Source organism: Nocardia sp. PLKS1-43, assembly GCF_059510335.1.
In genome coordinates this window covers 117,127-141,009 of record NZ_JCAJZQ010000005.1, presented here as the reverse complement: position 1 = coordinate 141,009, position 23,883 = coordinate 117,127, and the positions used below count along the sequence as shown (strand labels likewise).

The 23,883-nt window shown below is 67.8% G+C and carries 20 protein-coding genes; 8 read left to right on the top strand and 12 right to left on the bottom strand.

Annotation, left to right across the window (positions count from 1 at the left end):
• The first annotated feature begins 25 nt into the window (after window positions 1-25).
• Window positions 26-3,526, top strand: a complete 3,501-nt coding sequence (gene car / locus AC5WS7_RS20040; RefSeq protein WP_495956067.1) for a carboxylic acid reductase — start codon at window positions 26-28, stop codon at window positions 3,524-3,526.
• 106 nt (window positions 3,527-3,632) lie between these two features.
• On the opposite strand, the gene AC5WS7_RS20035 is transcribed toward car, so the two are convergent.
• From AC5WS7_RS20035 to AC5WS7_RS20015, 5 genes are all read right to left on the bottom strand, one after another.
• Window positions 3,633-4,970, bottom strand: a complete 1,338-nt coding sequence (locus tag AC5WS7_RS20035; RefSeq protein WP_495956066.1) for a dihydrolipoamide acetyltransferase family protein — start codon at window positions 4,968-4,970, stop codon at window positions 3,633-3,635.
• An 11-nt stretch (window positions 4,971-4,981) separates the two neighbouring features.
• Window positions 4,982-5,968 (bottom strand): alpha-ketoacid dehydrogenase subunit beta, encoded by a 987-nt coding sequence (locus AC5WS7_RS20030; protein WP_495956433.1) that lies wholly within the window; start codon window positions 5,966-5,968, stop codon window positions 4,982-4,984.
• A 200-nt stretch (window positions 5,969-6,168) separates the two neighbouring features.
• Window positions 6,169-7,422: a pyruvate dehydrogenase (acetyl-transferring) E1 component subunit alpha gene (gene pdhA / locus AC5WS7_RS20025; protein ID WP_495956065.1), complete on the bottom strand. Its 1,254-nt coding sequence runs from the start codon at window positions 7,420-7,422 to the stop codon at window positions 6,169-6,171.
• A 45-nt stretch (window positions 7,423-7,467) separates the two neighbouring features.
• Complete coding sequence (gene lpdA, locus AC5WS7_RS20020) at window positions 7,468-8,946, bottom strand: dihydrolipoyl dehydrogenase (protein ID WP_495956064.1); 1,479 nt, start codon at window positions 8,944-8,946, stop codon at window positions 7,468-7,470.
• A gap of 177 nt (window positions 8,947-9,123) precedes the next feature.
• Window positions 9,124-10,617, bottom strand: coding sequence for a PucR family transcriptional regulator (locus tag AC5WS7_RS20015; RefSeq protein ID WP_495956063.1), 1,494 nt, complete (start codon window positions 10,615-10,617; stop codon window positions 9,124-9,126).
• Window positions 10,618-10,843: 226 nt separating this feature from the next.
• Here AC5WS7_RS20015 and AC5WS7_RS20010 point away from each other — a divergent pair, with 226 nt between their 5' ends.
• On the top strand, window positions 10,844-11,197 hold the full coding sequence (locus AC5WS7_RS20010) for a 2Fe-2S iron-sulfur cluster-binding protein (protein WP_495956062.1): 354 nt from the start codon (window positions 10,844-10,846) through the stop codon (window positions 11,195-11,197).
• Window positions 11,194-12,588, top strand: a complete 1,395-nt coding sequence (locus AC5WS7_RS20005) for an 8-oxoguanine deaminase (RefSeq protein ID WP_495956061.1) — start codon at window positions 11,194-11,196, stop codon at window positions 12,586-12,588. The genes AC5WS7_RS20010 and AC5WS7_RS20005 overlap by 4 nt, the downstream gene beginning before the upstream one ends.
• A gap of 212 nt (window positions 12,589-12,800) precedes the next feature.
• Here AC5WS7_RS20005 and AC5WS7_RS20000 read toward each other — a convergent pair whose 3' ends face one another.
• Window positions 12,801-13,658 carry an NmrA family NAD(P)-binding protein gene (locus AC5WS7_RS20000; RefSeq protein WP_495956060.1) on the bottom strand — a complete coding sequence of 286 codons (858 nt, stop codon included), beginning with the start codon at window positions 13,656-13,658 and terminating at the stop codon, window positions 12,801-12,803.
• Entirely contained in the window at window positions 13,651-14,121 is a 471-nt protein-coding gene (locus AC5WS7_RS19995) for a nuclear transport factor 2 family protein (RefSeq protein WP_495956059.1), read from the bottom strand. The genes AC5WS7_RS20000 and AC5WS7_RS19995 overlap by 8 nt, the downstream gene beginning before the upstream one ends.
• Window positions 14,122-14,187: 66 nt before the next feature.
• Here AC5WS7_RS19995 and AC5WS7_RS19990 point away from each other — a divergent pair, with 66 nt between their 5' ends.
• Both AC5WS7_RS19990 and AC5WS7_RS19985 read left to right on the top strand, forming a co-directional pair.
• Window positions 14,188-14,802, top strand: a complete 615-nt coding sequence (locus tag AC5WS7_RS19990) for a TetR/AcrR family transcriptional regulator (RefSeq protein ID WP_495956058.1) — start codon at window positions 14,188-14,190, stop codon at window positions 14,800-14,802.
• A 511-nt stretch (window positions 14,803-15,313) separates the two neighbouring features.
• Entirely contained in the window at window positions 15,314-15,499 is a 186-nt protein-coding gene (locus tag AC5WS7_RS19985) for a hypothetical protein (protein WP_495956057.1), read from the top strand.
• A 72-nt stretch (window positions 15,500-15,571) separates the two neighbouring features.
• On the opposite strand, the gene AC5WS7_RS19980 is transcribed toward AC5WS7_RS19985, so the two are convergent.
• On the bottom strand, window positions 15,572-16,030 hold the full coding sequence (locus AC5WS7_RS19980; RefSeq protein WP_495956056.1) for a MerR family transcriptional regulator: 459 nt from the start codon (window positions 16,028-16,030) through the stop codon (window positions 15,572-15,574).
• Between the two features lie 67 nt (window positions 16,031-16,097).
• Here AC5WS7_RS19980 and AC5WS7_RS19975 point away from each other — a divergent pair, with 67 nt between their 5' ends.
• Window positions 16,098-16,898, top strand: a complete 801-nt coding sequence (locus AC5WS7_RS19975; protein ID WP_495956055.1) for an alpha/beta fold hydrolase — start codon at window positions 16,098-16,100, stop codon at window positions 16,896-16,898.
• Window positions 16,899-16,903: 5 nt separating this feature from the next.
• Window positions 16,904-18,115 (top strand): MFS transporter, encoded by a 1,212-nt coding sequence (locus AC5WS7_RS19970; protein WP_495956054.1) that lies wholly within the window; start codon window positions 16,904-16,906, stop codon window positions 18,113-18,115.
• A 78-nt stretch (window positions 18,116-18,193) separates the two neighbouring features.
• Here the strand turns inward: AC5WS7_RS19970 and AC5WS7_RS19965 are convergent, their stop codons facing one another.
• The 4 genes from AC5WS7_RS19965 to AC5WS7_RS19950 form a co-directional block, all read right to left on the bottom strand.
• Window positions 18,194-19,057 carry an alpha/beta fold hydrolase gene (locus tag AC5WS7_RS19965; protein WP_495956053.1) on the bottom strand — a complete coding sequence of 288 codons (864 nt, stop codon included), beginning with the start codon at window positions 19,055-19,057 and terminating at the stop codon, window positions 18,194-18,196.
• Window positions 19,058-19,288: 231 nt separating this feature from the next.
• Window positions 19,289-20,251 (bottom strand): LLM class flavin-dependent oxidoreductase, encoded by a 963-nt coding sequence (locus AC5WS7_RS19960; RefSeq protein WP_495956052.1) that lies wholly within the window; start codon window positions 20,249-20,251, stop codon window positions 19,289-19,291.
• Window positions 20,252-20,327: 76 nt separating this feature from the next.
• Window positions 20,328-21,581 (bottom strand): formamidase, encoded by a 1,254-nt coding sequence (gene fmdA / locus AC5WS7_RS19955; protein WP_495956051.1) that lies wholly within the window; start codon window positions 21,579-21,581, stop codon window positions 20,328-20,330.
• Window positions 21,582-21,617: 36 nt separating this feature from the next.
• Complete coding sequence (locus AC5WS7_RS19950; RefSeq protein WP_495956050.1) at window positions 21,618-21,893, bottom strand: FmdB family zinc ribbon protein; 276 nt, start codon at window positions 21,891-21,893, stop codon at window positions 21,618-21,620.
• Window positions 21,894-22,143: 250 nt separating this feature from the next.
• On the opposite strand from AC5WS7_RS19950, the gene AC5WS7_RS19945 reads away from it, so the two are divergent.
• The gene (locus tag AC5WS7_RS19945) at window positions 22,144-23,850 is read left to right on the top strand and encodes a purine-cytosine permease family protein (protein ID WP_495956049.1); all 1,707 of its coding nucleotides are present in this window, start codon (window positions 22,144-22,146) and stop codon (window positions 23,848-23,850) included.
• The last annotated feature ends 33 nt before the right edge of the window (window positions 23,851-23,883 follow it).

Sequence of the window (23,883 nt, the reverse complement as noted above, 5' to 3'; positions counted from 1 at the left end):
GGACGAATCCGAGGGAGGTCGGGGTATGGACGAGGCGGTGCGGCAGGAACTGGGGCGGCGCATGATGGAGTTGGTCGCCCGCGATCCGCAGGTGCGCGCGGCGCTTCCGGATGCCGAGGTGAGCGCCGCATTGGCCCGCGCGGATGTGCCGCTGGCGCAATCGATCGCGGCGCTGGCGCAGGGGTACGCCGACCGCCCGGCGCTGGCCGTGCGGGCGAGGGAGTTCGTCACCGACGAGACCGGTCGCACCCGCGGGCGACTGCTGCCGCGGTACGACACCATCACCTACGGGGAGATGTGGCGGCGCGTGACCGCGGTCGCCGCGGCCTGGTATCACGACTCCGAATCACCGGTTCGCGCAGGCGATTTCGTCGCAACGCTCGGGTTCACCAGTACCGACTACACGGTGGTGGATCTGGCCTGCACCGCACTGGGCGCGGTGGCGGTGCCGTTGCAGGCCGGCGCGCCGGTGGGGCAGTTGACTCCGATCGTCGCCGAGACCGGGCCGCGCGTGCTGGCCGCGAGCGTCGAACAGCTCGCCGCCGCGGTGGAGCTGGTGTCGGCCGGCGAATCGGTGAGCACCCTCATCGTCTTCGACCATCACCCGCAGGACGACGACCATCGCGCCGCGGTGGAATCCGCCCGCGCTCGCCTGGCCGATCGTCCGGTCCGCGTGCGGACCCTCGCGGAAGTGATCGCGCGGGGCGGCGTCCTCCCCGAAGCCCCGCTGCACACCGGCGCGGGCGAGGACGCGCTGGCGCTGCTCGTCTACACCTCGGGCAGTACCGGAACCCCCAAGGGCGCAATGTATCCCGAGCGACTGGTCGCACGGCTCTGGCGCACCGGGGCGGAGATGCCGTTCCCGAGCATCGGGTTCAGCTTCATGCCGATGAGTCACGTCGCCGGGCGCGGCTCGCTGCTGTCCTGTCTGGGCCGCGGCGGCACCGTGTACTTCGCGGCGAGCAGCGATATGTCCACGCTGTTCGAGGATCTCGCACTGGCCCGCCCCACCATGTTGTTCTTCGTACCGCGCATCTGCGACATGCTGTTCCAGCGCTTCCGTGGCGATGTCGATCGCCGGGTGGCCGCCGGTGGTCAACCCGACGCGGTCGAACGCGAAGTGAAAACCGAACTGCGGGAAGAGGTTCTGGGCGGGCGTTTCCTCATGGCCATCAGCGGCAGCGCGCCGCTGTCGGCGCAGCTGCACGAGTTCATGGCCTCGGTATTGGGATTCGGCATGATCGACGGGTACGGGTCGACCGAATCCGCGGGCGGCATCATCGTCGACAACGTCGTGGTCCGGCCGCCGGTCATCGACTACAAGCTCCTCGACGTGCCGGAGCTGGGCTACTTCAGCACCGACAAGCCTTATCCGCGCGGGGAATTGCTGATCAAATCCGAGAACCTCATCCCCGGCTACTTCAAACGCCCGGAGCTGAACGCGGAGATATTCGACGCCGACGGCTTCTACCGCACCGGCGACATCATGGCCGAACACGGCCCCGATCGGCTGGTGTACGTCGATCGGCGCAACAACGTGCTGAAACTTTCGCAGGGCGAATTCGTCACCGTCGCCAAGCTCGAGGCCATCTACGCGGCCAGCCCGCTGGTGCGCCAGATCTACGTGTACGGCAGCAGTGAGCGCTCCTATCTGCTCGCGGTGGTCGTGCCGACACCGGAATCCCTTGCCGCACACTCCGATCCGGACGAACTCAGCGCGGCGATCACCGAATCGCTGCAGCGGGTCGCGCGTGCGGCCGAGTTGAACTCCTACGAGATCCCGCGCGCGGTCCTGGTCGAGACCGAGCCGTTCACGCTCGACAACGGACTGCTGTCCGGGATCGCGAAACTGTTGCGGCCCAAGCTCAAAGCACGTTACGGGCAGCGTCTGGAACAGCTCTACGCCGATCTGGCCCGCGAACAGGACGACGAACTGGCCGCCCTGCGCCGCGAGGCCGCCGGCCTGCCGGTGCTCGAGACGGTCGGGCGGGCCGCGCGTGCGCTGTTGGGCTGCGCCACCGCGGACCTGCGCCCGGACGTGCACTTCACCGATCTGGGCGGTGATTCCCTCTCGGCGCTGACGTATTCCACCCTGTTGCAGGAGATCTTCGGGGTCGAGGTGCCGGTCGGCGTGATCGTCGGCCCGGCCACCGATCTGACCGCGCTGGCCCGGTACATCGAGGCCGAACGCGATTGCGGCGGAAAACGTCCCACCCTCGCCACGGTGCACGGCACCGGAACACGCGTCCGCGCGGCCGATCTCACCCTGGACAAGTTCCTCGACCGCGCGACCCTGGACGCCGCCGCCGGCCTGCCGCGCGCCGCGCAGACACCCACGACGGTGCTGCTGACCGGCGCGAACGGCTATCTGGGCCGGTTCCTGTGCCTGGAATGGCTGCAACGGCTGGACGCCTCGGGCGGTCGGCTGATCTGCGTGGTGCGCGGTAGCGACGCGGCCGCGGCCCGCGCCCGGCTGGACGCGGTCTTCGACAGCGGCGACCCGGAACTCACCCGGCACTACCGCGCGCTCGCCGACCGCACCCTGGAGGTGCTGGCCGGTGATATCGGCGAGCCGAATCTCGGTCTGAGCGAACCGGATTGGCGTCGGCTCGCGGAGACGGTCGATCTGGTCGTGCATCCGGCGGCCCTGGTCAACCACGTGCTGCCGTACGGACAGTTGTTCGGGCCCAACGTTGTCGGCACCGCGGAGGTGATCCGCCTGGCGCTGACCGCGACCATCAAACCGGTCACCTACCTGTCCACGGTGGCCGTCGCCGCCCAGATCGCGCCCGAAGCGTTCACCGAGGACGGTGACATCCGCGAGATCGGCGCGGTGCGCTCGATCGACGACGGGTACGCCAACGGCTACGGCAACAGCAAGTGGGCCGGTGAGGTGCTGCTGCGGGAGGCGCACGACCTGTGCGGACTCCCGGTCGCGGTCTTCCGGTCGGATATGATCCTGGCCCACTCCCGCTATGCCGGACAGTTGAACGTCCCCGATATGTTCACCCGGCTGCTGCTGAGCCTGCTGGCCACCGGTCTGGCGCCGAAGTCCTTCTACGCCACCGACTCTCGCGGCAATCGGCAACGTTCGCACTACGACGGGCTGCCCGCCGATTTCACCGCGCTGGCGATCACCGTGCTCGGCACGCAGGTCACCTCGGGCTTCGAGACCTTCGACGTGCTCAACCCGCACGACGACGGCATCTCGCTGGACGAGTTCGTGGACTGGCTGATCGAGGCGGGGCATCCGATCGAGCGGATCGACGATTACGGCGAATGGTTCCGCCGGTTCGAGACCGCGGTGCGGGCGCTGCCCGAGGAACAGCGTCAGCATTCGCTGCTGCCGCTGCTGCACGCCTACCGGGCCCCGGGCAGGCCGCAGCGCGGCGCGGTCCTGCCCGCCAAGAAGTTCCAGGCCGCGGTGCAGGCCGCGGAACTGGGTCCCGCTCGCGACATCCCGCATCTGGACCGGGCGTTGATCGAGAAGTACGCGACCGACCTGGCGTTGCGGAAACTGTTGTAGACCACCATTCCGCCCGCTCGACGATGCGCGGGTAGCTGTGTCCGTGGCTTCGGAACACAGCCCCGGCGGTGCCCCGGTGAGAACCGGGGCACCGCCGGCACAACGCTCAGGTGATGATCCGCAGCGGATGTTCCAGCAGATCCCTGAACTGCTGCAGGAACTTCGCCGCGACCGCCCCGTCGATGGCGCGATGATCGGCGGACAGCGTGACCCGCAGCACCTTGCGGGCCACCACCGAGCCCGAATCATCCAGTCGCAGTTCATCACTCGCCCCGCCGACGGCCAGTATCGCCGACTCGGGCGGGTTGATCACGGCGGTGAACTGCTCGATGCCGAACATGCCGAGATTGGAGATGGTGAACGTGCCGCCGGACATGCCCTCGGCGCGAAGTTTGCGCGTGCGAGCCAGTTCGGCCTTCTCGCGGCTCTCGGCGGCGATCTCCGAGACGCTCTTGCGGTCCGCGTCGCGGATCACCGGCACAAGCAGCCCGGCCGGGGTCGCCACCGCTATGCCGAGATGAATGCCCTTGTGCCGCAGCAGTTTGTCACCGGCGAAGCTGACGTTCACCGAGGGATCCGTGCGCAGGGTCGCAGCAACCGCCTTGACGAGCAGATCGTTGACGCTGACCTTGCCCTTTCCGGCGGATTCGAGTGTCGCGTTGATCTGCGCCCGGAACGCGAGCAGGTCCGTCACGTCGATGGCGCTGGTCAGGTAGATGTGCGGGGCCTGCTGTTTGCTCTCGGTGAGGCGGGTGGCCGAGACCTGCTGAATGCGGGTCAGCGGTATCTCCTCGTAGTCGCCCGAGGCCGGAGCCGGGGCAGCCGGTGCGGGTGCGGCATCGGCCGCGGGAGCCGCGGTGGCCGGTGCCGCGCCGGATTCGGTTGCGCCCTGGGCGGATTCGACGTCCCGGCGGGTGATCCGCCCGCCGGGGCCGGTTCCGGTCACGGTCGCGATATCGACACCGAGTTCACGGGCGATCTTCCGCGCCAGCGGCGAGGACTTGCGGCGTTGCCCGTCGGCCGCGGCGGCCGCGCCGGAGGTGCGATCTCCCGGCGTCGCCCCGGTGATTTCCGGCGCGCCGGCGTGCGACCCGGATTGCGTGGTGGGGGCGCGGGTATCGGCTCCGAGCGCAGCGGGGGAGACCTCGGGACCGCCGGTAGCGGCCGAGGCCTCCGGTGCCGTGGCGCTTGTGGCGCGCGCGGCCCCGCTGCCATCCCCGACGAGTGCGATCGGTTCACCGATCGGCACCCGCGCTCCCGCGTCGGCGAGGATCTGTTCGAGAACCCCGTCGTCGTAGGCTTCCAGCTCCATCAGAGCCTTGTCGGTTTCGATCTCGGCGATAACCTCGCCGCGGGCGACCGGATCTCCCACCTGCTTGAGCCAGGACGCGATGACGCCCTCCTCCATGGTGTCCGAGAGCCGGGGCATGGTGATCTCAGGCATATCTGGTCCTCTCAGGCCTGCCGACGGCCCACGGCCGCAAGGGTTTCCACGGCGGCGGTGTACAGCGAGTCGGCGGAAGGCAGGGCGATCCGCTCGAGCGGTTTGGCGTAGGGCAGCGGCACCTCGGCCATCGCCACCCGGCGTACCGGTGCGTCGAGGTAGTCGAAGGCCCCGTCGGAGATGGACGCGGCCACCTCCGCGCCGATGCCGTAGGTGAGCCAGTCGTCCTCGCCGATCACCGCGCAGCCGGTCTTGCGGACCGAGGCGACGAGGGTGTCGCGGTCCAGCGGGCGCAGGCTGCGCAGGTCGATCACCTCGGCCGAGATACCCTCGCCCGCAAGGCGTTCGGCGACCTGGGTGCACACCGTGGCCATCCGGGAGTAGCCGATCAGCGTGATGTCCGACCCCGCCCGGGTGACCGCCGCCTTGCCGATCGGAGCGGGCGGAAGATCCTCGGGCACTTCGCCTTTGGTGTTGTAGAGCGAAAGGTTCTCCAGGAACAGCACCGGATCGTCGTCCTCGATCGCGGCCTTGAGCAGTGCGGCCGCGTCGGCGGGCGTACTGGGCGCGACCACCTTCAGGCCGGGGACGAACGCGTAGTACAGCTCGATGTTCTGCGAATGGGTCGCGCCGAGCTGCTGACCGCCGCCGCCGGGCGTGCGGATGACCATGGGCACGTTGGTCTGCCCGCCGAACATGCCGTAGATCTTGGCCGCGTGGTTGACGATCTGATCCAGCGCCAGCAGCGAGAAGTTGATGGTCATGATCTCCACCACCGGGCGCAGCCCGAGCATCGCCGCGCCGATGGCCGCACCGACGAAACCCTCCTCGGCGATCGGAGTGTCGCGCACCCGTTTCTCCCCGAATTCGGCCAGCAGGCCGGCGGTGATCTTGTAGGAGCCCTCGAAGACGCCGATCTCCTCCCCGATGAGAAAGACATCGTCGTCGCGCCGCATCTCCTGACGCAGCGTCTCGCGCAGAGCTTCGCGATACGTGATGACGGGCACGGGATTACCTTTCGGGATGAACGATGGGCCGCGGTGCGCGCGACGCGCACGATGCCGCCCAGATCAGCGGGTCGTGTGGACTGCGGGCGCGCCGGGGCTTCGGGGGAACGACGATGTGCTCGCCGGGATTCGGCCTGCCCGGCCGCCTCGCCTCGCGCGCGGCCGGGCGAAACCGGTCGCCGGACTTGGGATCACCTTTCGGCATCGACCGGGAACAGCGGGTCGGCCGGCAGGCGACGCAATTCGCCCGGGACGCGGGTGGCATAGGTGTAGTCGAACAGGCTGTCCGGGTTCGGATGCGGGCTGGATTCGGCGAATTCGACTGCGGCGGCGACTTTCTCGCCGACCTCGGCTTCGATGGCCGCGGCCGACTCCGCGCTCAGCACGCCGGCCTCCAGCAGCCGGGCGTGCCACAGCGTTATCGGATCGTGTTCGCGGGCTTCGGAAACCGCTTCGGTGCTGCGGTACTTGGCCGGGTCCACCACCGAGTGGCCCTTGAGCCGATGGCTGACCGCCTCGAGCAGCGCCGGTTTCCCTTCGCGCCGAGCCGATTCGATCAACTCGCTCGCCGCTTCCCGCACCGCGAGCACATCGGTGCCGTCCACGCGCTCACCGCGCATGCGGTAGGCCGCGGCCCGCTTCCACAGATCCGGTTCCGCGGAGGACTTCTCGACCGTGGTGCCCATTCCGGTGTAGTTGTTGATCACCAGGAAGACCACCGGCAGCCGCCACAGCGCCGCGATGTTCAGCGATTCGTGGAAGGCGCCGATGTTCGTTGTGCCCTCGCCCATCTGGCAGACCACCACGTCATCCTCGCCGCGATAGTCGATGGCCAGCGCCGCACCGACGGCCAGCGGGACCTGACCGCCGACGATCGCGTAACCGCCGAGCAGCCGGGTCGCGGTGTCGTACATGTGCATCGAGCCGCCCCAGCCCTTCGAGGTGCCGGTGGAGCGGCCGTACAGCTCGGCCATCACGCGGCCGGGCTCGATACCCTTGGCCAGCGCGTAACCGTGTTCGCGATAGTTGGTGAACAGGTAGTCCGTCGGTCGCATCGCCGCGCCGACTCCGACGACGGTCGCCTCCTCGCCGAGGTTCAGGTGGCAGTATCCGCCGATCCGGGCCTGCTGATAAGCCTGCGCGGTCCGCTCCTCGAAGCGGCGCACGAACAGCATGTCGCGGTAGAGGTCACGCAGTGCTGCGGGATCGGCTGCCGCGATGCGGCTTTCGAGCGTGGACGCCGCCTCGGCGGTGCGGTCGGTCAGCGGCGCCTGCGCCGAAGCGGCTGCGCCTTCCTTCTTCGCGGCGGCGGGCTTACGCGGGGCGTCCACGGCGGTGTTGGCCTCCGGATCCTGTGCCGGAACGGATTTGGCCGCGGTGGCCGGGCGACCGTCGGCCGGACGCGGCGTCTTGCGGCTGGACTTGCGGGGAGTTGCGGTGGTCACTTGTGGTGCTCCTCGAGTTGGCTGCGGTTGAGCGTTGCGCTGTGGTTACGCTCCGCCGCCTCTTCCGGCTCGCTTGCGCGGGGGCGCGATGTGGACCGGCAGCCCGAGACCGGCCAGGGCCGCCTCCATGCCGATCTCGCCGAGGGTCGGGTGGGCGTGGATGGTGCCGGCGAGTTCGTCGAGGGTGGCCTCGATCGAGATGGCCAGTGCGCCTTCGGCGATCAGATCACTGGCCGAAGGGCCGATGATGTGCACGCCCAGCACCTCGTTGTGGCGCTGTCCGGCAACGATTTTCAGCATGCCCTCGGTGTCCCCGAAGGTCTTGGCCCGGCCCAGTGCCGCGAACGGGAAAGAGGCCGTGACGATCTCGTGCCCGGCCGCGCGGGCGGCCTCCTCGGTGAGCCCGACGCTCGCGATCTCCGGATGGGTGAACGTGGCGGCCGGGATGACGGCGTAGTCGATATGCGTCTCGTGTCCGGCGATCGCATCGGCCGCGGTCAAGCCCTGATGCGAGGCGACGTGCGCGAGCAGTGCCTTACCGGTGACATCGCCGATCGCGTAGACGTGCGGCACATCGGTGCGCATCTTGTCGTCGACGGGGATGAAACCCCGTGCGTCGGTGGTGATTCCGGCGGCATGCAGGTCCAGCGCGCTGGTGTTGGGCCGACGCCCGACGCCGACCAGCACCACATCCGCGTCGATCTCACGTGCCTGTGGACCGCCGACCGTGACGCGCAGGCCGTTGTCCGCCTGGGCGATTCCGGTGACCGTGGATCCGGTCAGCACGGTGATGCCGCGTTTGCCGAACGAGCGCCCGAGCGCGGCCCCGATCGCACTGTCCTCCAAGGGAACCAGGCGATCCTGCATCTCCACGACGGTGACCTCCGCGCCGAAGGCGTGGAACAGGCTGGCCCACTCCGCGCCGACCGCGCTGCCGCCGATGACGACGATCCGCCCGGGCACCTCGGTCAGCCCGAACGCGCCGTCGGAGGTGATCACGCCGGGCAGATCCGCACCCGGAACGGGCAGTACCGCGGGTACCGAACCCGTCGCGACGATGACGTCGGCGGCGGTGATCTCCCGGACGGCCGCGTCGCCGGGGACGGCGGCATAGCGGGGGCCGCCGGGGAAGATCGGCGAACCGCCGGCTTCGAAGACCTGCACCGTGGTCGGTCCGGTGAACCGGGCGTGACCCTCGATCACGGTGACGCCGTTGGCTTTCAGCAGTCCCGCGACACCGTCGGTGAGCTCGGCGACGATGCCGTCCTTGCGCTTGCGCACGGCGGCGAAGTCGAAGCGCACGTCATCGGCGTGGACACCGAAATCGGCTGCGGCGGTGACGGTCTGGAAGACCTCGGCGGAACGCAGCATGGCCTTGGTGGGAATGCAGCCCCAGTTCAGGCAGACCCCGCCGGGGCGCTCCTTCTCCACCAGCCCGACCGTCAGGCCGCGCTGAGCCGCCCGGATGGCGGCCACATAGCCACCGGGGCCGCCGCCGATCACCAGTAGATCGAATTCCGGCACTCGTGGTGCTCCTCGTCTCGAACGAATACGGCCGCGTCCGGTTGTGGCGCGCGCCATCTCCGTCGAGTTTTGTCGCCACTCCGAGCACAAACAAGGCACCTCGAGCCCAGGAATTCTGTCCCCAGACTGTGCGCGGAGCCCAATCACGGCGGCTGCTCGAGCAGGGGCGGGGCGCGGCTACCTGGAGGCGTCGAGCCCGAGCGCCGCGAGCGCCAGCGAAAGTTCCAGCGCCGCGCGCTGATCTTCCAGCGCGCGTCCCAGCAGTCCGGAAATGCGCTGCAGCCGGTTGATCACGGTGTTGCGATGGCAGTGCAGTCGCGGTGCGGCATTGGCCGCGGACCGGTTCTCCGCCAACCAGATCGACAGTGTGCGCAGCAGGATGTCGCGTTCCTTTTCCGGCAGTTCCAGCACCGGGCCGAGAGCGTGGGTCAGCAGCAGATCGGTGAGATCGGGGGAGCGGACCAGCAGCGCCTCGGGATACCGCTGCTCGAGCGACACCAAACCCGTTGCGCCCCCGGGCAATGTCTGGAGTGCGATGAGTGCCAGCGCGTGCGCGGAATCCACCTGTGCCAGACCCGGAACCGCGGGCGAGGCCCCGGCCCGCCCGCGCACATGCGGCCGAAGTTGCCGCAGGACCGCCTCGTCGGTGCGGTGTTCGAGCGAGACGATCCCGATCGTGGTGTCCACCCGGTCGTGCCACACCGAACGGATGCCCGAGGCCGACAGCGCCGTCTCGACGCCCGCGCGCAGTGGTCGCCCGCCCCCGCGGGCCGCCACCACCAGATATGCCCCTTGCGTGGGCAGGTTCAGCTCGCGGGCGGCGCGGGCGGCGAAGGCGGCATCGTGTGCGCGACCGGAGAGCAGATCCTCGATCAGCGCGTGGCGGCGGCGCTCGTCCCGCCGGACCTGTTCTAGTTCGGTGTTCCGGTAGGAGGTCACCAGCGCCGAGGACAATCCGTCGACCACCGCCCACATCGCCGTCCCGGACTCCCGGATCTCTTGCGGCCCAACGCTTCCCGCCTTGTCCAGTAGCGTCTCCCAGACGATGCCGCCGCCGAGCCGGAAGGTGCGCAGCATCGCCTCCATCGGCACGCCCTGTTCGGCGCGATGCCGGCCGATCGCCGCGGCCACGTCGTCGGTCTCCGGATCGCCGCTCGCACCGCCGAGCAGGTCCAGGATGCGGGTCAGATAGCGGCGGCAGCCCTCGCGCAGGTCCGCGCGGGGGACCGAGGTGTAGTCGGTCCATTCGGGGTTGTCGGTGAAGATCGCCGCCAGTAGCCGCTTCGTCATCGCCGCGACGTCCGGCCGGCACGCCTGGGCCAGGGTGCGCGTCCCCGGGGTCGAAAGGGCAGGTTGCGGCGATGCCATGGTCAGCACGCTACGCCGGATCGCTCGGCCCAGCGCGAGGGCCGAGCAGAAATCGAACCGGTCCGCGAGCCGGGACAGGACGCGCCCGGTCAGCTCCTCGATCCGCGCGATGCGGTAGCGCGGCGTATTGACGTGCAGGTGCAGCAGTTCGGCGCTGCGGGTCCACGAGCCGTTGGTCCGCGGGAATATCCGCAGGGTGTGCCTCAGATCCGCGCCGCTGTCCCGGTCGCAGGTGGTCATCGGTTCCAGCAGGCGCAGCCGGAACATCCGGCGCACCTCGTCGGGGGCACTGGCCAGCAGCATCCTGTGTGGCCAGTTCGTCGTGGCCGACGAGTGCGGCCGCGCCCGCGTGCGGCGGCCACGCGCCGGGAAGCGGGCCTCCTCGACCTGGGGCCCTGGTCGCGGCTTCGGCGAAGCCCATCGCCGATGTGCGCGATACCGCCGGCTACCGCACCCACGCCGTCTCGGTCGTGGCCCGCTGCACCCTCACCTGGCCCTGGAAAGACCTCGGCGCGGACCGCAGGGCGGCATGATGAGAAAGCGTTTCAGCGGGGACCGCACGTGGAAGATCGCGGCGGATGACGAAACGACAGGGGGCCGCGGCGGTGCATGTCGCGCTGCGTGCCCGGGAGCCGATGACGTAGCGAGGGGCGAGCGAATGCGGATGGATGGGCAGGTGCCCGTCGGGCGGCCGACACGGTGTAGGTCGGGCAGATGCGAGTGCCTGATCGTGCGGGCGCACGATCTGATCGAGCGGATCCCGGAGCCGCCCGATTCGCAGATCCGCGACACGTCGGCCGGAAATCTGTGCCGCTGTGCGAGTTACGGGAAGAATTTCGACGCGGTCCAGGTGGCCGCTCGATGGAAGGAGGCAGCGCGATGAGTAAGGTATCGCAGGTTGATCCGGCGGCGTCATCGCCTGCGGGCCGCCGGATCGTCATCGAAAACGCCTATATCGCACCGGTTGTCGGCGAGGAGATCGCCAACGGGTACCTCACCGTCGACAACGGCAGGATCACCGGCCTGGGCTGCGGGCCCGCGCCGATCGTCCGGGACGCCGAACGCATCGACGGCACCGGCTGCCTGGTCACACCGGGCCTGGTGAACACCCACCACCACCTCTACCAGTGGGCCACCCAGGGGCTGTATCAGGACGCCACGCTGTTCGAATGGCTGACCGGGCTGTACCGCACCTGGGCCCACATCGATGCCGACATCACCCATGGCGCGGCTGTGGCCGGTCTGGGCTGGCTGGCACTGAGCGGGGCCACCACCTCCGCCGATCACCACTACATTTTCCCCGCCGGACGTGGCGATCTGTTCGAGGCGGAGGTCCGGGCGGCGGGCGCGGTGGGCCTACGATTCCATCCCTGTCGAGGCTCGATGGACCGCGGTCGTTCCGACGGGGGCCTGCCTCCCGACGAGGTCGTGGAACCGATCGATCGAATCCTGGACGATACCGTGGCGACGATCGAGAGATACCACGATCCCGCCTTCGATTCGATGCTGCGGGTGGCCGTCGCACCGTGTTCGCCGTTCTCGGTGAGCGAGACGCTGTTGCGCGAGTCGGCGGAACTGGCCCGGGACAAGGGCGTTCGCCTGCACACGCATCTGGCCGAGACGCTCGACGAGGAGCAGCACTGCCGCGAGCAGCTGGGTTGCACCCCGGTCGAATACATGGAGAAGATCGGCTGGCTGGGCCCGGACGTCTGGTTCGCACACGCGGTTCATCTGCACGACAAGGACATTCGACGCTTCGCCGAGACCGGCTCGGGCACCGCGCACTGCCCCAGCTCCAATGCCCGGCTCGGAGCGGGTATCGCGCGCGTGCGGGATCTGCTGGCCGCGGGTGCCCCGGTCGGGCTGGGCGTGGACGGCGCGGCATCCGCCGAGGTGACCTCGATGGCCGGTGAGATGCGCCAGGCCATGCTCTTTCAGCGTGCCGTGCACGGACCGGAGGCGCTGTCCGCCCGGCAGGCGCTCGAGCTCGGAACGTTCGGCGGTGCACGGAATCTGGGCCGTGAGAACGAGATCGGCAGCCTCGAGCCCGGCAAACTGGCCGATATCGCCGTCTGGCGGGTCGACGGATTCCGTTCCGCCATCGGCGATCCGGTGTGCGCGCTGGTATTCGGCCCGCCCCCGCCGCTGGCACGTCTGCTGGTGGGCGGGCGGACGGTGGTCGAGAACGACGAGTTGCGCACGGTCGCACAGGATGTCGTGGCCGCTGCCGGCGCCGCGGCCCGCGAACGGCTGCTGCGCGAGCAGGACCACTGATGAACGCCGCAGCTCACTCGCCGCGCGGCGCACGGCCCGCCGGAACCCGTTGTACGGCAACGAATATTCCAGCGTTTCGGGCGTGCAGAGGTCACCGCCCATGAGTTCGTGAACGTCCAGCTGGCATCCGCGCGGTGACGATCGCCCAGAGTTCGGTGAGATAGGCAGCACTGCAGCGATGTATGACCTCCCGCACTACTCGCAGGAAGGAGTCACGACCAGACGCTCCGGTTCCGCTCGGCGAACCTGTGGAATGACCGCGGCCGGCGTCCGGTCAGATCCTCGACCGTCGTCGTGGTGTAGTCGTGTTCGCCGCGGGCAATGGCCAGATCCAGCTCCACCGCCATGGCGATCTGCGGCTCCGGAAGACCGATCGCGCGCCAGCGTTCGGCCAGTTGATCGGCGGTGAGAACCCGGAAATGAATACTGCGTCCGGTGACCTTACCGAGGCTTTCGGCGATATCGCGGTAACTCAGAGAATCCGGACCGGTCAGGACGTAGCGGTCCCGGGGCGGCTCCTCGGCGAGCAGGGCCGCGGCGGCGGCTGCGGCGATATCGTCGGCGTCGATGAATCCGAGCCGTCCTTCGCCTGTGGCGGTGGCGATTTCGCCCTTCTCGACGATTGCGCGGGCGTGCGGATGCGAGCCGGTGAAGTTCTGCATGAACCAGGACGGACACAGCACGGCCCATTCGGGCATCGACGTTTCGACCGCCTCCGCGATCTCCGGCATTGCGGCCGCGCCGGTCACCGTCGAGTGCAGCAGCACCACCCGGCGGACGCCTTCGCTACGAGCGACACTCAGGAAACGCTCGACAGTAGAACGTGGATCGCCGCCGAAAACGTTGGGTCTCAGCAGATATAGTCGCTCGATTCCCGAGACGGCCGGACTGAAGGTGGTGGGATCGTTCCAGTCCAACCGCACCGCCGCACCCTTCGCCAGGGTGTCACGATCCGGCGTTCGGGTGCCGATACGGACCCGGGCCCCGTGCTCGCGCAGATATGCGGCCAAGCGACTCCCGGTGGTGCCCGTACCGCCCGTCACCAGAATCGGCTCTGTGTGATCAGACATCGTGCGCGCCGTTGAAGTGGGACAGCAATTGCGGTATGCGCCCGAGTAATTCGGCGCTGGCGAGCGGATTCCAGTAGTCCCGCCAGAGCGTGATCCGACCCTCCCGAACGCGGATCACCTGTATATAGCGCACCAGATATTCCCGGCCGCTGTCGGTGACCCTGCCGTGCGCGTCGTATTCGGCGACAATCACCCCGGGATCGGTGGTCTCGTAGACGGTGAGATCGCGAAATTCGTCGTGCGTCAGCGGGGTTGAGCTGATCGCGCCGAAGTATTCACGCAGCGCGTCGCGGCCCTGTATGCGTCGGGGGACACCGGGTGGGGCGAAGGGCAGTTCGTGTACGCCGTCGTCGGCGAACAGGTCGGCGAATCCGGTCAAATCCTTGGCCAGCGCCAGTTGCTTCGCCCGGTCGAAGACTTCTCGGGTGGTGCGGACGGCCATCGACATCCTCTTTTCGGTCAACGAACGTAGACTGAAACTACGGTAGGCCGTCGCGATGATTTCGTCAACGCTTGTAGACTGAAATATATGGCGGGTACCCGAGGCGGCGGAATCCGCGCCCAGCAACGGCGCGATACTCAGCAACGAATCCTGGCCGCCGCACGCCGGCTCTTCGCCGAAGTGGGCTACGAACGCACCACGATTCGTGCGATCGCCGCTGCGGCGCAAGCAGATCCGGGCCTGGTGATCCGCTACTACGGATCCAAACAACAGCTGTTCGACCGGGTCGCCGACATGCCCGCCGAGGACATCCTGATTGGAAATCCGGACGAGATCGCCGAGCGAATCCTGGCCTCGCTCTCGGCCAAACTCGCCGCCGAGCCCACCGCGACCCTGGCTGTCCTGCGATCCATGCTGACTCACCCGGATGCGAGCGCACAGGTGAGCGCTGCCTCCGACCGCACCGAACAACAATTGGCCGAGGCGATCGGCGGCGCGGACGCGGCCCTGCGCGCCGGACTCGTCGGCGCGATCACCCTCGGCGTAGTCATAGGCCGGCACCTCGTGCGGCTCAACGGTTTACAGGACATCGACCCGGAACGCATCGTAGATATGCTCCGGCCCCACATCCATGCCCTGCTCAGTGGCGAGGATTCCCATCCCCCGAGGACCGCGGAACGGCGACCGCGATCCACCCGGTAGCCGACTTCTTTCCACCGCCGGCCCGCCGCTACGGCTCACTTCCGAATCGAGCCTCCGCCGAGTCCGCCGGCCGAGTGGCACTGTCTCGTCGCTCCGACCGCGACCGGGGCCCAGTTGGGTCCGACTCCCCAGTTCATCGAGGGTTTTCGGCGGATCGGGGTGATCGCCGCGTTGCCCGCCATCGCGCCGGTTTTCGTGCAGATGGGACAGGAGTCGAGGCAGGCAATGCCTGAACGGCTTATGAACCGGTTGCCTCGGAATGAGCCGCGGCTCAGCGAGACCAGGCCGTGCAGATGGCCCGATGCGCAGGGCGACCGCGATTACCGTTGGGTTCGGCCGAAGGCCCTGCGCCCGCGGCCAATTCGGTGAGCGGTGCACACCCGATGCTCGGCCTCCGGCGCCGCACCGCCCTCGGGTGCTCGACCCGGTCCATCGCGGATCCAACGGTCTACGCGACCGCCGCCCGTTCCCTGTTGCAAGACCTCGAACCCATCCACCTACCCGGCTCATCGTGGTGGGCGGCGCGGGCAGTCTCGAATACGACCCCGGCAAGGTCGGCGCGGATGACGAGGATCGGCTGTACAGGTACCTCGAAAGTATCGGCCTACCAGTCGATTACGCGATCGCCGTGCGCGGTCATCGGGACGCTCTGGACGTACTGCGTGTCTCGAACCGGGTGGACCTCCGGCCGAACTGATCGGCCCGGGCGAGCGCACCGGTCGTTCCGGATCGGCGAGGATCAGCGCATAGTCGATGCCTACGGCCGCAGTCATCGAGGATGCCGCGAACCCAGCGGTACTGGCCCAATCAGCGATTGGACCAGTGGTCCCGCCACCATCGGCGTCCCTGTGCCAGAGTGATCCTCTCGAGCGGACTTCGAAGGTGATTCACCCTCGAGAAATGAGGTTACCGCTGCATGGTGGCCGCTGAGCGTCTCCAGGTCGGATTCGATGCGCTGCAAGGTTGTTCGCATGGCTGCGACGATGTCGGGACACAGCTCGAGTTGCGGGCGCGAACCGCTCGCGCAGGGCAGCAGTTGCGCGACGGTTTGCGAGTTGAACCCGGCATCGAGCAGCGCCCGGATCTGGCGGACGCGCACAAGACACGCCTCGCTGTAGTCGCGGTAGCCGTTGCCGGTCCGTTCGGACGCTAGCAAGCCCTGCTCCTCGTAATACCGCAGTGCACGCGTCGTCGTGCCCGAGCGGCGGGCGAGTTCACCGATCCGCATGCCGCGCCTTTCGTGGTCCCGAGTCCGGCTTGACCTTCACGCCAACGTCAACGCTTAGCGTCGTCGCATGATTTCCGATGTACAGCGTCAGCAGTTGTTGGAGCGGGTAGATGTCGTCGACAGCGGTACCGGTCCGGTGGTCGCCCTCGCTCACGGCGCCGGTGGTGGTGTCCGCGAAAACTTCGCACCACTCATCGACACCATTGCGGATCGGCGTTTCGTCGGACCGTACTATCCCGGAGCGGGCAGGACACCGCGGGCGACCGCGCCGCTGTCGATCGATGAACTCGCCGACACCGTGGTCGCGACCGCCCTGGACGCCGGCGCCGAACGGTTCCCGGTGGTCGGGCTTTCGCTGGGTGCCGCCGTCGCCGTGACCGCGGCCATCCGGCATCCCGAGCACGTCAGTGCCCTGGTGCTCACAGTCGGGCTGGTGTATCCGGACGCGCAGGCGCGGGCACTGGTCCGGGTGTGGCGGCATCTGGCCGAGCGCGGCGACTTCGATGCCTTGTCCGAGTTGCTCTTCTACGCCAACTCGCCGTCGGTGCTCGCAAGCTTGTCCGAGGACGAGCACACGGCGGCGGTCCGGCAGATCCGCGCCGGCTACCCCGTCGGCGGCGCCGATCACGTAGAGCTGGTGAGCCGCACCGATATTCGCCCGCTGCTCGCCGACGTCGACGTGCCCACCCTCGTCGTCGTCAGTGGACAGGACCGGGTCGTGTTGCCGGATACCGTTCGCCAGTTGGCTTCCGGCATCGCCGGTGCCGAACTGATCGAATATCCCTCGGCCGGGCACATTTTCACGCCTGCGGAGGCAGGCCCGTGGGTCGCGGAGGTGTCCGCCTTCCTGGACCGTCTGCCGCGATGACGCGAATGGCCGCAGCGCAAACGACGACGGCCGCTGCACTGTACGGACGATTGACAGTGCTGGGCCTGGCGCTGTTCGTATACCTGACCGCTGAGCTGTTCCCGATCGGCGCATTGAACGATCTCGCCGCGGGATTGCACGTGGCCCCCGCCACGGCTGGGCTCCTGCTCGCCGCGTACGCGATCGCGGCCGGGGCGGCGACGCTGCCCGCGGTGTGGGCTTGCCGGCGGCTCGACCGGCGCCGCGTCCTCACCGCATCTCTTGTGTTGCTGGCCTTTTCGCAGGTGATATTCGGTCTGGCTCCGAACTTCACGGTCGCGGCACTGGCACGTGGTGTGGCGGCGATCGCACATGGCCTGGTGTGGTCGCAGATTCCCGTGGTAGCGACACGGTATGCACCGGACCGGCTGCGCGGCCGGGCAACCGCGGCGGTGTTTGCCGGCTCCTCGCTGGGTCTGATCGCCGGTGCGCCGATCGCTACCGGCCTGGCACACGAACTGGGTTGGCGCGCAGCCGCACTCGCAGTCGCCGGTGCGGCCGGCGCCACAGCGGTCCTGCTGCGAGCCGCGTTACCCGAAACACCGCAACCCTCGCGCGAGGTACGCACCCGCGAAACCTTCGGTCCCGGACCGGTTCTCGTGGTCTGCCTCGTGACGACGGTACTGGTAGCCGGCCACTATATGAGCTACACCTACCTGACACTGTTGGTCGCGCCGGCCGGGTCGAGCGGATCGCTCCTCGTGGTCGTGCTGGCCGGGTACGGCATTGCGGGCTTGTTCGGTGTCACCCTCGCCGGACGCGCGCTCGACTCCCATCCACGTCGCACTGCCCTCACCGTGTCCACGACCCTGACATGCGCGGTGGCGGCGCTCGGCACCGCGCACCTCGGCTGGGTCGTCTTCGTCCTCGTCATGTTGTGGGGCGCCGCCGCGGCGGCGTTGCCGGTGATCCTGCAACACGCCGTGCTACGCACGGCTCCGGACAATCCGGACATCCCGTCCGGCGCTTATGTCGTGTCCTACCAACTCGGCATCACCGGTGGCTCCGCTCTCGGTGCCGCCGTGCTGAGCCACACGCCGACGGCGTCCCTGCCGTTGTGGTCCGGCCTCGCGCTGGCCGTCGGAACGATTCTGATCATCACTACACCAGGCGTTTTCGGACCCCGGCAGCCCTTCCGCAGGAGTTGTGCGCCCAGCCGGTGCCGAGACCACTGTTGAACAACACGATCTGTGGCATTCGGTCCAGGTGCTCGGCAGGTACGCGCGGCACGGTCGCGGGTCGTCCGAGTCGGGCGGTCACAGGGCGAGCATGGCGGCCGCGACCTGGTCGGCCGCCGCGCTGCGTAGAGCGGTACCCATGTCGTCGAGGACGAGCAGTCGCGCCCCGGGGATTTCGGCGGCGAGGGCCTCGCCGTTGCCGACCGGGAAGAACGGGTCGGCGCGACCGTGCACCACGAGCGTGGGCACGTCGAGCTCACCGAGCCGGCCCCGCCAGCGCGGGGCGCAGTCGATCCGGGAAAACACCGTCCCGAGCTGGTTGGCCTGGTGCACCGCGGGATCGCTCGACCGCGTCCGGTCCCAGATCCTGGCGGCGGTCGCCCGCGCCTCCTGCGGATCGTTTCCCATCGGCCCGGCCCCCGAGGCGGCGAACGCCGCGACGGCGTCCCGGTCGGTCCAGTCCGGCAGCGGGCGGGAGAACAGCGCGCCCATGACCGTGGGGTCGTGGTCCGGCAGGTCCTCGTCGACCGGGCCCGGCGCCACCGGCCGAGTGCCGATGAGGGTCAGCGCGGAGAAAACGTCCGGTCGGTCCAGCGCGGCGACCTGGGCGACCATCCCACCGACGCCGACTCCACCGAGATGGGCGGTCCCGGCACCGAGCACCTCGACCAGCGCTGCCGCGTCGGCGGCGACATCCCGCAGGTCGTAGGCCGGGTTCTCCGGATCGATGGTCGTCGACGCGCCGGAGTCGCGCAGGTCGTAGCGGACCACGCACCGCTCGCCCGACGCGAGCTTCTCGCACAGCGCGTCGGGCCAGGACAACATCGTTGTGCCGCCGACCAGCAGGATCAGCGCATCACCCTCGCGGCCGAAGCGCTCGATGCCCAGCTCCACACCGTTCGCCCGCACAGAGGTCACACCCGATCGAAACGGTCTCGTCATGCCTCGGCTCCTGTCCGTCGGTATATCCACAGGTATCGACGACGGATCCATTCGAAAGTCATCGGCATGGGCGCTGATCGTGTCCGCTCCCCGCAATCGCCCCCGACCCGCGGCGGACGCCGACGTTCCGCTGATCGGCACGGCCAGTCGATCTTTCGTCTCGCCGCGAAGGCCGGTTCGGTCAGCACGGCATGCGCGGGAGCTTCCGCGGGGAGCGTGCGGCGAACGAACTCACTCCCCAGCGGATCGCCGATGAGTGTAAATCAGTCCGGTGACCTGGTCGAATTGGGCAGTGAAGGCGTCCGGGCGCACGGCTGCTATGCGGATCAACAGGTGCCGCGAACCCGCGGCGGTGTAGTTATTCAGTTGTGTGGCAATGTCCTTCGCAGAGCCGGTCATCAGGACTTGGATCTGCTCGACCTGTTCCACGGGCATGCGGTAGGTGGCCCGGCAGTATTCGTCGAGGGCCGCGCGGCCTCGGATAGGGTCATCGTCGATGTAGACGGTGGCGAAAAGTGCTGGGGTGATGGTTGTTTCGTCGCGGCCCTGGGCTGTCGCGGTGGTGCGGATCGTGGTCAGGCCCGCCGCGTAGTCGGCGGGCTCCGGCGGGTAGGGCAGCCAGCCGTCGTACAGGCGTCCGGTGCGGTTCAGGGCGGCGGGGGTTGCTCCGGCGAGCCAGATCGGCGGTCCGCCGGGACGGTGCGGGCGGGGTACCTCCGGCAGCCAATCGTAATGTAATACCTTGCCGTGGAAGGGTTTCGAATTACCCGACCACAGCTGACGCCACAGGCGGACAGTATCGTCCAGATGGGAGAATCGGGTCCGGAAATCTACGCCGGCCAGCTCGAACTCGGGCTCGCTGATGCCGGGGAAGCCGCCGCCGACCCCGAGCACGATGCGCCCTTCGGAAACCAGGTCCAGTGAGGCCAGAATCAGCGCGGTGTGCACCGGATTGCGGTAGGCGGGAATCAATGCGGCCGTGCCGAGGGTGATCCGTTCGGTCGCCGCGGCCGCGGCCGCCAGCAGTGTCAGCGGCTCGACCCGCGCGCGCAGTAGCGAGTCGCCCACCCACGCCGAATCGAATCCGCGCTGCTCGGCGCTCACCACCATATCGAGTAGTGCGCGAGCCGAGCCTCCGGCCGCGAGTTGAGCCTGGCCGGCGGGCAGCAGCAGTCCGTATCGAATGTCGTTCACCGCTTCAGGATTCGCCGAGCGGTGTGTGTCGGACAATTCCCTTCGGGGTATGAACGAAACCCGGTGGATTCGGCCGCTAGCGGACGGTACGCGGCGCTCCGATGCCCGGGTCGATCCGTACCGGGCCCGATGCGCTCGGGGCTATGGGAAAGTCGAAGATTGCCGTCGGAAGGTAAACGGTGGCACACGAGTTCGGGATGTCCACCACGCCGGAGAAGCGCCCCTCGATGGGGGCCGCGCCGAGCAGAAGATAAGCCTGCTCACGGCTGTAGCCGAAGTTGGTCAGGTAATCGATGGCGTGTAGACATGCGCGTTCGAATGCCAACTGGGAGTCCAGGTATCGCTGTTCGCCGTCGAGAGTGACCGAGGTTCCGGAGAAGGCCAGCCACTCGGAGTACTCCGGGCCCTCGTTACCGGGCAGGAAGACCGCGTTCTCGGTGATCCCGTACAACTGCATACCGTTCTTGATCAGGTCGACGCGCAGGTCGATGAATCCGCCCATCTCGATCGCACCGCAGAAAGTGATCTCCCCGTCGCCTTGCGAGAAATGCAGATCGCCGACGGACAGTTTCGCGCCGTCCACGAAAACGGGATAGAAGACGCGGCTGCCACGCGTGAGGTTCTTGATGTCCTGGTTGCCGCCGTTCTCACGGGGCGGGGCGGTACGGGCCGCCTCGCTGGCGACACGGTCGAACTCGGTCCCGGTCAACGAGCCCAGGATCGCGTCACAGGGTTCGGGCGGCAATGCCAGCGGTGGCACCCGGCCGGGGTCGGTCGCGATCAGCGCGGCTTCCCTGGTGTTCCAGGAACTCAGCAGGCCGGCCGACGGTGCGGTGCCCATCAACCCGGGGTGCATGATCCCGGTGAATTTCACCCCGGGAACGTGCCGGGAGGTCGTGGTATGCCCGCTGAAATCCCAAATCGCCTTGTAGGCGTCGGGGAAGTGCTCGGTGAGAAAACCGCCGCCGTTGTCGGTGGCGAAGATCCCGGTGTATCCCCAGCCCTGCCCGGCGAGCGGGCCCGAATCCTCCTGCGGGATGGGGCCGATATCGAGGATGTCGACGATCAGTAAGTCCCCGGGTTGGGCGCCATCGACGGCGAAGGGCCCGGACAGGCAGTGCACGGTGCTCAGCGGGGCGTTGCGCACATCGTCTGCCGAATCGTCGTTGTGGATGGCCCCGTCGAACCATTCGCGCACATGCACCCGGAACTCATCGCCAGGACGGACGGTGACCGCGGCCGGGATGTCGGGATGCCACCGGTTGTGGCCGACGAACTTCTGCTCGGTGAACCGCTTGGACGAATCCAACGGGTACAGCAACTCGGGCATGGGATACCTCTTTCGACATCGGAAGCGTAGGAGTCGTCAGTAACGAGGGAGTCTGCGGTGCAAGGGATTTCGGGTAACCCTCGGGCTGCGACGCGGCGGCGCTGTGACAAGGGGCGGCTCGGTCGCCGTGCGGGCTGTGGCGTCGAGCAATCGCATCGCCACCGAGCCGGACCGCAGGAGGGCCCCGCCACAGATGCGTCGCCGGGCCCGGCGGCCGCACGTCGGGCACGGTGCGGATTCGGGCACATCGGCGATGGGGTGGCGCCGGTCGAAGGAACCACAGGCGGGACAGGTGAATTGGTAACTGGGCATCGGAGACCTCCGACCGTCCGGCTGTGCCGGAAATCAATTTCATTTGAGTGTATTTCGTACGGTCCTAATCGAAAGCCGGAGATGTCGCGCCGGTGAAACCTGGCTGTTAAGCCGGTGTTACGAGAAGCCCGGCGTGTTGCCCGAGCATTAACTTTCATATGAGTTATAGTCAAATGAAAATATCGGCGATAGCGTCTGTCCTCACCGAGCCCGTGTAGCCAACGGCCTCGACTGCGAGGAGAACGACATCATGACGACACAACCGACTCCATCCGCGCCGCCCTCCCGATGGCGTCGTTTCCAAGATTGGGCCGCTCGCGATGATATCGAGGATTATTCGCTGCGGTACGCGCCGAAGTCCTTCCGCCGCTGGAGTCCGCTGGCGTGCGCGGTCACCGCGCTCGGCGGTATCGCCTACCTGGCCGACTACTCCATCGGTGCATCGATCGCGGTGACGCATGGTGCATCCAGTGCTGTGGTCGCGATCCTGGTGGCAGCCGTGACGATCTTCCTGACCGGAGTACCGATCGCCTACTATGCCGCCAAGTACAACCTGGACATGGATCTGTTGACCCGCGGGGCCGGGTTCGGCTACTTCGGATCCACGCTGACCAGCATCATCTATGCCAGTTTCTGTTTCATCTTCTTCGCCCTCGAGGGATCGATCATGGCGCAGGCGATGAAGCTGGCGTTCCACATACCGCTACCGCTCGGCTACATCATCGGTTCTGTGTTGATCATTCCGCTCGTGCTATACGGGATGTCGGCGTTGGCGAAGTTCCAGGTGTGGACTCAACCGTTGTGGTTGATCCTTTTCGCCGCACCGCTGGTGATGATCGCGATCGGCGATCCGGCCGGATTCGACGGCTTCCTGTCGTGGGCCGGGAACGGCGGCAGCGCGCGGATGACGGCGATCGGTGTCGGCGCGGGCGCGGGAGTCGCACTGTCGCTGATCGCGCAGATCGGGGAGCAGGTCGACTATCTGCGATTCATGCCGGAGAAGTCGGAGACGCCCAAGCTGCGATGGTGGTCCGCGGTTCTGGCAGCAGGTCCGGGGTGGGTGATCCTGGGGGCCGCCAAGCAGCTGTGCGGAGCGTTCCTGGCCTTCTACATCGCCGGACAAGTGGGCTTCACCCGGGCCACCGAGCCGATCGAGCAGTTTCTCGGCAGCTACGGTGCGCTGATCCACAGTCATGCGATGGCGTTGGCCATAGCGACCGTGATGGTGCTGCTGTCACAGATCAAGATCAACGTGACCAACGCGTATTCCGGATCGCTGTCGTGGTCGAACTTCTTCAGCCGGGTGCTGCACATACATCCCGGCCGGGTGGTCTGGCTCGCGCTGCACATCGCGATCGCACTGGCTCTGATGCTGGGCAACATGTTCACCTTGCTCAACACGATTTTGGGGTTCTACTCCAACGTCGCGATCGCGTGGGTGGGTGCGATCGTCGCCGATCTGGTGATCAACAAGGGAATACTGAAGATCAGCCCGCCATACATCGAGTTCAAACGGGCTTATCTGTATCCCATCAATCCGGTCGGTTTCGGATCGATGCTCGCCGGGTCGGTGCTGTCGATTCTCGCCTACTTCGGCGCGTTCGGCAGCCTGTTGCAGGCATGGTCGCCGTATCTCGCTCTGGCCGTGGCAGTCGTGCTGACGCCGATCATCGCAATCCTCACCCGCGGCAAATATTATCTGGCACGGCCGAATCCGCTTCGCGAGGAGATCGAGAAGGAGCCGTTGTGGGCCGGGCAGACCCTGCTCGATGTGGTGGACGGCAAGCGGTACGAGCTACCGGACATGGTGCACCACTGCCCCTTCCACGCAGGAACGGTGTCCTCGCTCACGTGCACGCTCACCAAGAACTGTGCGGAGCAGTGCCAGTCGCCGGCTTATGCGGATACCGTGGTAGCCGAGGACCTGGGCCTGCGCGCGATGCCCGTGCGCGACTGAACCTCCATGAAACTGCGGGGGGCCGAACATCGT

What these genes read in the sequence shown, in the direction of transcription:
- AC5WS7_RS19990 (WP_495956058.1), top strand. Translation starts at nt 14,188, where the DNA reads ATGGCGGGTACCCGAGGCGGCGGAATCCGCGCCCAGCAACGGCGCGAT.
- car (WP_495956067.1), top strand. Translation starts at nt 26, where the DNA reads ATGGACGAGGCGGTGCGGCAGGAACTGGGGCGGCGCATGATGGAGTTG.
- AC5WS7_RS19980 (WP_495956056.1), bottom strand. Translation starts at nt 16,030, where the DNA reads ATGCGGATCGGTGAACTCGCCCGCCGCTCGGGCACGACGACGCGTGCA.
- AC5WS7_RS19970 (WP_495956054.1), top strand. Translation starts at nt 16,904, where the DNA reads ATGGCCGCAGCGCAAACGACGACGGCCGCTGCACTGTACGGACGATTG.
- AC5WS7_RS20005 (WP_495956061.1), top strand. Translation starts at nt 11,194, where the DNA reads ATGAGTAAGGTATCGCAGGTTGATCCGGCGGCGTCATCGCCTGCGGGC.
- AC5WS7_RS19965 (WP_495956053.1), bottom strand. Translation starts at nt 19,057, where the DNA reads ATGACGAGACCGTTTCGATCGGGTGTGACCTCTGTGCGGGCGAACGGT.
- fmdA (WP_495956051.1), bottom strand. Translation starts at nt 21,581, where the DNA reads ATGCCCGAGTTGCTGTACCCGTTGGATTCGTCCAAGCGGTTCACCGAG.
- AC5WS7_RS19945 (WP_495956049.1), top strand. Translation starts at nt 22,144, where the DNA reads ATGACGACACAACCGACTCCATCCGCGCCGCCCTCCCGATGGCGTCGT.
- AC5WS7_RS20000 (WP_495956060.1), bottom strand. Translation starts at nt 13,658, where the DNA reads ATGTCTGATCACACAGAGCCGATTCTGGTGACGGGCGGTACGGGCACC.
- AC5WS7_RS20015 (WP_495956063.1), bottom strand. Translation starts at nt 10,617, where the DNA reads ATGCTGCTGGCCAGTGCCCCCGACGAGGTGCGCCGGATGTTCCGGCTG.
- AC5WS7_RS19950 (WP_495956050.1), bottom strand. Translation starts at nt 21,893, where the DNA reads ATGCCCAGTTACCAATTCACCTGTCCCGCCTGTGGTTCCTTCGACCGG.
- AC5WS7_RS20010 (WP_495956062.1), top strand. Translation starts at nt 10,844, where the DNA reads ATGATGAGAAAGCGTTTCAGCGGGGACCGCACGTGGAAGATCGCGGCG.
- AC5WS7_RS20035 (WP_495956066.1), bottom strand. Translation starts at nt 4,970, where the DNA reads ATGCCTGAGATCACCATGCCCCGGCTCTCGGACACCATGGAGGAGGGC.
- AC5WS7_RS19975 (WP_495956055.1), top strand. Translation starts at nt 16,098, where the DNA reads ATGATTTCCGATGTACAGCGTCAGCAGTTGTTGGAGCGGGTAGATGTC.